Origin of the sequence: Streptomyces hainanensis, from assembly GCF_004348415.1 — a bacterium.
Lineage (GTDB): Bacteria > Actinomycetota > Actinomycetes > Streptomycetales > Streptomycetaceae > Streptomyces > Streptomyces hainanensis.
The window spans coordinates 1-7,638 of record NZ_SMKI01000391.1; the positions used below are offsets into that span (position 1 = coordinate 1).

Annotated in this window: 7 protein-coding genes; 3 read left to right on the forward strand and 4 right to left on the reverse strand. The window is 76.6% G+C overall.

Annotated features, from left to right (window positions below):
- The 3 genes from E1283_RS27890 to E1283_RS27900 form a co-directional block, all read right to left on the reverse strand.
- A partial coding sequence (locus tag E1283_RS27890; protein WP_132820932.1) for a trehalose-6-phosphate synthase occupies positions 1–1,353 on the reverse strand: 1,353 nt, incomplete at its 3' end.
- Positions 1,350–2,234: an SDR family oxidoreductase gene (locus E1283_RS27895; protein WP_132820933.1), complete on the reverse strand. Its 885-nt coding sequence runs from the start codon at positions 2,232–2,234 to the stop codon at positions 1,350–1,352. The genes E1283_RS27895 and E1283_RS27890, both read right to left, overlap by 4 nt.
- Positions 2,235–2,530: 296 nt before the next feature.
- Positions 2,531–3,721, reverse strand: a complete 1,191-nt coding sequence (locus E1283_RS27900; RefSeq protein WP_132820934.1) for an MFS transporter — start codon at positions 3,719–3,721, stop codon at positions 2,531–2,533.
- A gap of 124 nt (positions 3,722–3,845) precedes the next feature.
- Here E1283_RS27900 and E1283_RS27905 point away from each other — a divergent pair, with 124 nt between their 5' ends.
- From E1283_RS27905 to E1283_RS27915, 3 genes are read left to right on the forward strand one after another with little or no spacing between them, the layout of a single operon-like run.
- On the forward strand, positions 3,846–4,847 hold the full coding sequence (locus E1283_RS27905) for a BadF/BadG/BcrA/BcrD ATPase family protein (RefSeq protein ID WP_165956272.1): 1,002 nt from the start codon (positions 3,846–3,848) through the stop codon (positions 4,845–4,847).
- On the forward strand, positions 4,844–5,806 hold the full coding sequence (locus E1283_RS27910; RefSeq protein WP_132820936.1) for a sugar phosphate isomerase/epimerase family protein: 963 nt from the start codon (positions 4,844–4,846) through the stop codon (positions 5,804–5,806). Before E1283_RS27905 ends, E1283_RS27910 begins: the two co-directional genes overlap by 4 nt.
- Positions 5,800–6,924, forward strand: a complete 1,125-nt coding sequence (locus E1283_RS27915) for a sugar phosphate nucleotidyltransferase (RefSeq protein WP_243745152.1) — start codon at positions 5,800–5,802, stop codon at positions 6,922–6,924. Before E1283_RS27910 ends, E1283_RS27915 begins: the two co-directional genes overlap by 7 nt.
- 1 nt (position 6,925) lies before the next feature.
- Here E1283_RS27915 and E1283_RS27920 read toward each other — a convergent pair.
- On the reverse strand, positions 6,926–7,638 hold a 713-nt coding region (locus tag E1283_RS27920; protein WP_132820937.1), incomplete at its 5' end, for a TIGR03619 family F420-dependent LLM class oxidoreductase.

A 7,638-nucleotide genomic window follows, 5' to 3' on the forward strand; every position in this document is an offset into this window, starting at 1 on the left:
GCGGTGGGCGGCCTGGCGGCGCTCGGCGGCCGGCGCGGTGAGCGCGGCGGCGATGGCCTGGGCCTGCTCGCGCAGGTCGAAGGGGTTGACGGTGCGGCAGACCGGCGCCAGCACCTCGGCGGCGCCGCACATCTCGGAGAGGATGACGTCGGCGTCGCGGGTGTTGACCAGGGGCGCCTCGAAGGTGGAGAGGTTCTGGCCGTCCACCGTGGAGTTGAACATCAGCAGGTCGGCGCGCTGGAAGCAGGCGATGGTGTGGTCGACCTCGTTGTCGCAGTGCAGCCTGACCGTCTCGGGCCCGAGGCGGGCGTTGGCCTCGTCGACGGCCTCCTCGACGCGGCGCACGTAGTCGGCGTTGGCCTCGACGTAGAGCCGGTTGGGGTTCATCCGGACCAGCATCCTGGTGCCGCGCAGCGCCGGCTCGGCGCGGTGGGCCGCCACGAAGGCGCGGACGGCCCGTTCGGCGTTCTTCATGGGGTCGGTGCGGCCGCTGTGCACGACGAGGGGGGCGTCGCCGGCCCACTCGGCGATGCCGTCGGGGAGTTTGGGGTCGCGCCCTTCGAGGGTCAGCGGGCTGTAGCCGAGGGGCATGGTGCGGACCCGGCTGCGGTGGCCGCGCCAGTGGACGACGCCGGCCTCGCGGTCGACGCGGGCATCCGGCAGCAGGTCGGCGACGCAGTCGAGGAAGTTGCGGCACCAGCGGTCGGCGAAGAAGCCGATGGTGGTGGCGGGCAGCATGCCCTCCAGCAGACCGGTGCGCATGGCCTTGGGCAGGATGCGCCAGTAGTCCGGGGAGGGCCACGGTATGTGGACGAAGAGCAGGATCGGCGCGTCGGGGCGGGCGGCCCGCAACCGGGCCGGGACGCCGACGAGTTGGTAGTCGTGGACCAGGTAGGACGGCTCGGGGGTGTCGGCCGAGGCGTCGAGCAGGGCGCGGGCGAAGTCGTCGGTGAACTCGGCGAACCGGCCCAGGGCGGCGTGCGTCGCGTCGTCGAAGGCCGGGGTGGTCCAGCGGTCCCAGCCGTAGTTGTTGGCGGCCCACAGCAGCTCGGCGGTGAGGTGGTTCTGCACGACGTCGAAGGTCTCGCGGTCGTGGCGCAGCAGCCGGATCCGGATGTCGCGGCCCGAGCTGAGGGCGAGGGTCAGGCCCGCCGGGTTCTCGTGGGCGGCGCGGTGGTCGTCGTCGGTGTCGGCGCTGGCGATCCAGGACACGTCGAGCACGCCGGCCTGCTCCGCCACCACGTTGCCGGTGCCGCCCGGCGCCAGCCAGGGGCGGAGTCGCCCGGTGTCCGGATCGGGGGCGTAGGTGACGGCGGCCCGTTTGCTCGCCAGGAACAGATGGCGGTCGGTCATGGCGGCTCCTCTCCCGCGGCGATGAGCCGGGTGCTGGCTTCGAGGACGTCGACGGGTTCGAGCCCTCGGAGTTCGGGGACGGTGGCGGCGCGTTCGCTGTGCAGACAGGCGTTGCGGGGGCGGCAGGCGTAGGCCGTGTCGTCGCGCGGCGCGGCGCGGGCCAGCGCCGGATCGGCGCCCTGGGCGCGGGCGAGGTGCCGGGCCCAGTCGAGCCGGCTGAGCCGCCGCGGCCCGCCGAGGTGGAGCACGCCGGTGTGCTCGGTGGTGAGCAGGGCCGCCGTCCACGCGGCGACGTCGTCGGCGAGCACCGGGGTGTTCCAGTGGTCGTCGGGGACGGCGACGGGTTCCCCGGCGGCGAGGCGGAGCGCGCTGGTGGTGAAGAAGTTGGGGCGCAGGCCGGCCCGGTCCCAGCCGTAGACCAGGCTGACGCGGAGGGCCAGGGCGTTGCCGGTGGCGAGCAGGGCGCGCTCGGCGGCGAGCTTGGCGCGGCCGTAGGCGTTGGCGGGTGCGGTGGGGTCGGACTCGCCGTAGCTGGTGCGGTGGCCGGGGAAGACGTTGTCGGTGGAGATCATCAGCGCCCGGCGGCCGTCGAGCAGGGCGGCGAGCCGGCGGGCGCCGCCGTGGTGGGCGGCGTCCGCCAGGGCGGGGTTGGCCTCGCACCAGGTGATGTCGGACGGGCCGTGGACGGTGACCACCGTGTCGGCGCGGGCGGTGGCGAGCAGCCGGGTGAGGGAGTCGGGGTCGACGACGTCCGCGGGCAGCCAGTCGAGGCCGCGGGTGCCGGGGGTGGTGGGGCGGTGCCGGGAGCTGAGCACCGGGTGATGGCCGAGGGCGGCGAGCCGCCGGCCGACGTGGCCGGCCAGATAGCCGGCGCCGACCACGAGAACCCGGCTCCCGGCGGGCCGGCTGGCGCCGGGCTTAGCGGCATCGGAGACACCGGGGCCGGGGCCGCGCCCCGGTCGACTGGCGCCGGGACGGCCGGCATCGGAGGCGCCGGGCCCCGGTCCGGTGGATCCCCGGCTGGCGACGCGTTCGCCACCGGCGGCCGCGCCGCCCAAACCGGCCGCGCCGCCCAAACCCGGCCCACCGGCGGCAAGATGGCTGACGACCGGGCCGGCGGAATCCAGACCGTCGGCGTCAGCCCGACCGGCACCTGGATCGTTCGGCGCGAGGCCGCTCATACCAGGGCTCCGGCCTTGGCCTCGCCGGCCTGGGTGGAGAGCAGGCGGGTGCCGTGGGCGGCGGCGATGACGAGCAGGCCGCCGAGCGCGACCAGGCCGAGCGCCGTGGGCAGCCCGAGCCAGCCGGCGAGGCTGCCGACCAGGGGTGGGCTGGAGAGGAACCCGGCGTAGGAGGCGGTGGTGACGGCGGAGATGACGGTGGCGCGCTGGCCCTGGGCGGCGGCGCGGCCGGCCGCGCCGAGCAGGGTGGGCAGCACGGGGGCGAGGCCGATGCCGGCCACCGCGAAGCCGACCAGGGCGACGGCCGGGGTGCCGGCCATGGCGGCGCCGGCGATGCCGAGGCCGCCGAGCGTGCCGCCGAGGGTCACCAGGGTGCGGTCGCCGAGACGGGAGCCGCGCCACTGGGCGAGCATCCGGCCGCCGGAGAGCCCCGCCATGTAGGCGGCGGGGCCGAAGCTGGCGAGCAGCGGCCCGGTGTCGAGCTGGTCCTCCAGGTGGATGGCGCCCCACTGCTCGACGGCGTTCTCCATGAAGAGGACGACGGCGCCGATCGCGCCGATCACCAGCAGCGGCCCGGTGAGCAGCCGGGGGCCGCGGGTCGGCTGGCGGCCGCGGTCGACGCCGGTGGGCTCGGGCTCCCGCCAGCCGTGCGGGTCGACGGCGAGGGTCGCGCTGGCGGCGACCAGCAGGGCGATCACGGTGAGCACCGCCAGTTTGGAGGCGCCGAGTTCGCGGGCCAGTCCCACGGAGGGGGCGGCGAGCACCATGACCAGCGGGGTGACGGCGTGCACCTTGTTGAAGAGCCGGGCGCCGTCGCGGGCCTCGTGGGCGGCCGTGGTGGCGTTGAGCGCGACCTCGATGGCGCCGCTGGCGCCGCCGACCAGCAGCAGGGCCGCGGTGAACGTCACCCGGTCGGGGGCCAGGCCGACGACGAGCACGCTGCCTGCGAAGAGCGCGGTCACCGCGGGCAGCACCCGGTGGCCGAACCGTCTGGCGAGCCGCCCGGTGAGCAGCATGGCGGGCACCGCGCCCACCGGCACCGCGAACAGGGCGAGGCCCAACTCCTGGTCGCTCAAGCCGAGATCGTTCTTGATCTGCGGGATCAACGGCGCCCAGCCGCCCCAGAAGAGGCCCCAACTGCCGGCTACCGCGAGGAGCCCTAATACCCCGCCGTTCCCAAGCCGCACTCCGCGCTCCGTTCACCCCGTTGTGATCCAGGTCGCACACCACTATCGCGCAGCCCCTGGTACAAAACCAGGCCGCCTCGTAGCGTGGGGTAATGGACATGCCACCGAGGGCGGCGGAGGCACCATGGGCGACCTGGCCGACGAGCGGTTCTGGGCGATCGACGCGGGGGGTAGTTCGACCACCGCGTTACTTGACGACGGGTCACGGTGGAGACGTGGCTCGATCAATCCGGCCTCGGTCGGCGAGCACGCCGCCGAGCGCGAACTGCGGGGACTGCTCGACGAACTGACGGGCCGGCTCGGAGCGGCGGCGGCCGGTTCGGCGCGCGGCTGGCTGGCCACCGCCACGGTGGACGCGGGCGCGGCGCGCGGTGACATCGACCGGTTGGCGGCGCGGGTGCGGGCGAGCGGCCTCGGCGGGCCGCTGGTGGTCTCGCGGGACGTGCTGCCGCTGCTGCTGGCTCCGCCGCTCGGCGGCCGCGGGGTCGCCGTGGTGTGCGGCACGGGCTCCGGCTTCGTCGCCTCGGACGGCGCCGGGCCGCCGGTGTCGGTGGGCGGCTGCGAGTACCTGGGCAGTGACGAGGGCAGCGCGTTCGCGCTCGGCCTCGACGGGCTGCGGGCGGCCGTCCGCGGCCTGGACGGGCGGGGCGCGCCGACCGCGCTCGGCGCCGAGCTGGCGGCCGAGTTCGGTTCCCCGGTGCGGGAGTTGGCCCGCGAGCTGGCGGCCCGGCCGTTCCCGAAGGCGGCCGTCGCGGCGCTGGCGCCCGTGGTGTGCCGCTGCTGGCTGGCCGGGGACGCGGCGGCCGGCGCGGTGGTCGCGCGGGCCCTGGACGACCTGGTGGCCGCGGTGCGGGCCGCCCGCAACCTGGCGGGCCTGGCCGGGGAGTGGACGGCGGCGCTCAACGGCGGGGTGTTCCGGGGCTGCCCGGAGTTCGCCGCCGCGCTGGGGCGGCGGCTGGTGGCCGAACTCGGCGCGGCGGGCCCGCCGGAGCCGGTGGCCGATCCGGCCGGGCGGGTGCTGGCCGCGCTGCGCGCGCACCCGGCCGGGCTGCCCGGGACGTTGGCGGGGTGGGCCTGGACCGTCGCGCCGGAGGCGCGCGAACCGAGGGAAGGAGTGCCGGGATGAACGCGGAACCCATCGGACTCGGCCTGTGCCTGGCGGCGTTCGCGCCGGCCGGCCTCGACGGGGCGCTGGCCGCCGCCGGCCGGTACGGGGTGCGGGTGGTCGACCTGCCTGCCGACTCGACCTTCGGCCTGGTGGACCCCGACCGGCTGGCGGACGCCGGCCACCACGCGGAGCTGCGGGCGCGGCTGGCCGCCGCCGGCGTCGAGGTGGGCTGCGTCAGCAACAGCCGGGACACCCAGCTGCTGCTCGGCCCGCACGGACCGCACACCGACCCGGTGGTGGCCGGCCCGCCGGAGGCGAAGCGGGCCCACGGGCTGCGGGCCGCGCTCGGCACGGTGCGGCTCGCGGCCGGCCTCGGCGCGCCGCTCGCGCGGCTGATGCTGGGGGTGCCGGACCTGGCGCGCTGGCTCTCCTGGTGGGGCAGCGAGGTGAGTTGGCAGGACAACGTGGACGCCTGGGCGCGGGCCGCGGCGCCGGTTCTGGAGCTGGCCGACGCGTTGGGGGTGCGGGTGGTCGTGGAGCCGCACCCGAAGCAGGTGGCCTACGACCCGGCGAGCGCCCGGGCGCTGCTCGCGGCGGCGGACGGCGTGGGGCTCTGCGTGGACCCGGCGAACCTGGCGGCCACCGGGCACGATCCGGTGCGGGCGGTACGCGGCTGGGGCGACCGGCTGGCCGCCGTGCACGCCAAGGACCTCCAGCGGTGGCGCGATCCCGGGGATCCGACGGGCGCCGGCTGGTCGCGCTACGGCCCGGGTCCGGCGATCCGGTTCCGGACGCTGGGCGCCGGCGAGCTGCCCTGGCCGGCGATCGTGGCGGCGCTGCTCGACGAGGGGTACCGGGGCGTGCTCTACGTGGAACACGAGGACGCGCTGCTGCCCACCGCGCAGGGCGCGGCCAACTCGCTCGCCGCGCTGCGGGCGTTGCTGCCGAACGAGCCGGCTGAGGGGCGGACGTGGTGAGCCTTCCCGGGGTGCGCGGGGCGCTGCTGGCCGGCGGGCTCGGGCAGCGGATGGGCCCTTTGACGGCCGAGGTGTGCAAGCCGCTGGTGCCCTACGCGGCGTCCTGCCGGCTGGTCGACTTCAGCCTGGCCAACGCGGTGCGCTCGGGCCTGTCCGAGCTGGTGCTGCTGTCGTTGCACCGCGAGTCGGACCTGGTGGACCACCTGCTGCGGCACTGGGACCACCACCCGGGTACCCGGCTGCACTTCGGGCCGCACGACGCGCTGCTGCGTTCCGGAGGCGGCCCGGGCCCCGGGCACGGTCCCGGCGGGCGGCTGCTGCCGGCGCGGCCCGCCGAACGCGGCACGGCGGACGCGCTGTTGGCGAACGAGGAGTACCTGTTCGCGCCGGGCGCCCGCGATCTGCTCGTGCAACACGCCGACCACGTCTACCTGTTCGACTACGGGCCGATGCTGGCCGCGCACCGCGGGTCGGACGCGGACTGCACGATCGGCGTGCAGCGCGTCGAGCGGCGGTACGTCCGGCTGTTCGGCATGGTCGAGGTCGACGAGCGGTGGCGGGTGCGGGCACTGGTCGAGAAGCCCGAAAACCCCACCTCCGACCTGGTGTTCACCGCCTTCTGCCTGTTCCGGACCGAGGCGCTGCGCGAGGTGCTCGGCACCCTCGCGGCGCGCGGCGCGGACGGCTGGCAGCACGACATCAGCCGGGACGTGCTGCCCGAACTGATCGCCGCCGGCCGGACGGTGACGGCGTTCCCGGTCGACGAATACTGGGCGGACATCGGCACCGTGGAGCGCTACCACTCCGAGCAGCTGCGGCTGCTCGGCCAGCCGCACCCGCTGCCGCCGGCGCTGCTGCCGCGCACCCTGCCGGGCGCGGCGCCGCGCTTCGCGCCGGAGTCCGGCAGCCTGCTCGGCGGCCCGGTGCCGGACGGCGCCACGGTGCGCGACAGCGTGCTGCACCCGGGCGGCCGGGTGGAGCCCGGCGCCCGGGTGGAGCGCTCCGTGGTGCTGCCGGGCGCCACGGTGGCGGCCGGGGTGACCGTCCGGGACAGCCTGGTGCTGGCCGGCGAGCGGCTGACGGCCGACCGGGAGGGGCTCGCCCCGCTCGCGGAGTGAGTCAGACGTCGGCCGCAGGACGCAGCAGGGCGGCGGCGAACTCCTCGAAGGCGTCGGGAAGTTCGTCCAGCGGCACCTGCGGCGGGTAGACCAGGGCGCGGGTGACGCCGAGCGCGGCCAGCTCGCCGACCCGCTCCGGGGTGGCCGGGGCGGCCTCGGCGATCAGCTGGATGCCGTCCGGGTCGCGTCCCGCGGCCTCGGCGGCCGCCCGGCAGACCGCGAACAGCGGCACCGGGTCGGCGACCGCCGGGAAGAAGCCGTCGGCGAGCCGGCCGGCCCGGCGGGCCGCGGCCCGGGTGTGGCCGCCGAGGATCAGCGGGATCCGGCCCGCCGGCTTGGGGTAGCAGCGGGCCCTGGTGAAGCGGTGGTGGCGGCCGGCGAAGGTCTCCTCGCCGCTCCACAGGGCGCGCAGCACGGCCACGTACTCCTCGAACCGCTCGGCCCGGTCGTCGAAGTCCACGCCCACGGCGGCGAACTCCTCGCGGAACCAGCCGAGTCCGAGCCCCAGGTCGAGCCGCCCGCCCGAGTAGAAGTCCAGCGTGGCGGCCTCCTTGGCGAGCACCACCGGGTTGCGCTGGGGCAGGATCAGCATGCCGGTGACGAGGCGCACCCGGTGGCTGAGCGCGGCAGCGTAGGCGAGCCAGGCGAGCGGGTCGGGGTAGGGCCACTCGGCGGGGACCGGCATCCGGCCGTCGTCCGCGTAGGGGTAGGGGG

Bases quoted from the DNA above. Each gene is read 5' to 3' on its own strand.
- E1283_RS27905 (WP_165956272.1), top strand. From the start codon at position 3,846: ATGGGCGACCTGGCCGACGAGCGGTTCTGGGCGATCGACGCGGGGGGT.
- E1283_RS27910 (WP_132820936.1), top strand. From the start codon at position 4,844: ATGAACGCGGAACCCATCGGACTCGGCCTGTGCCTGGCGGCGTTCGCG.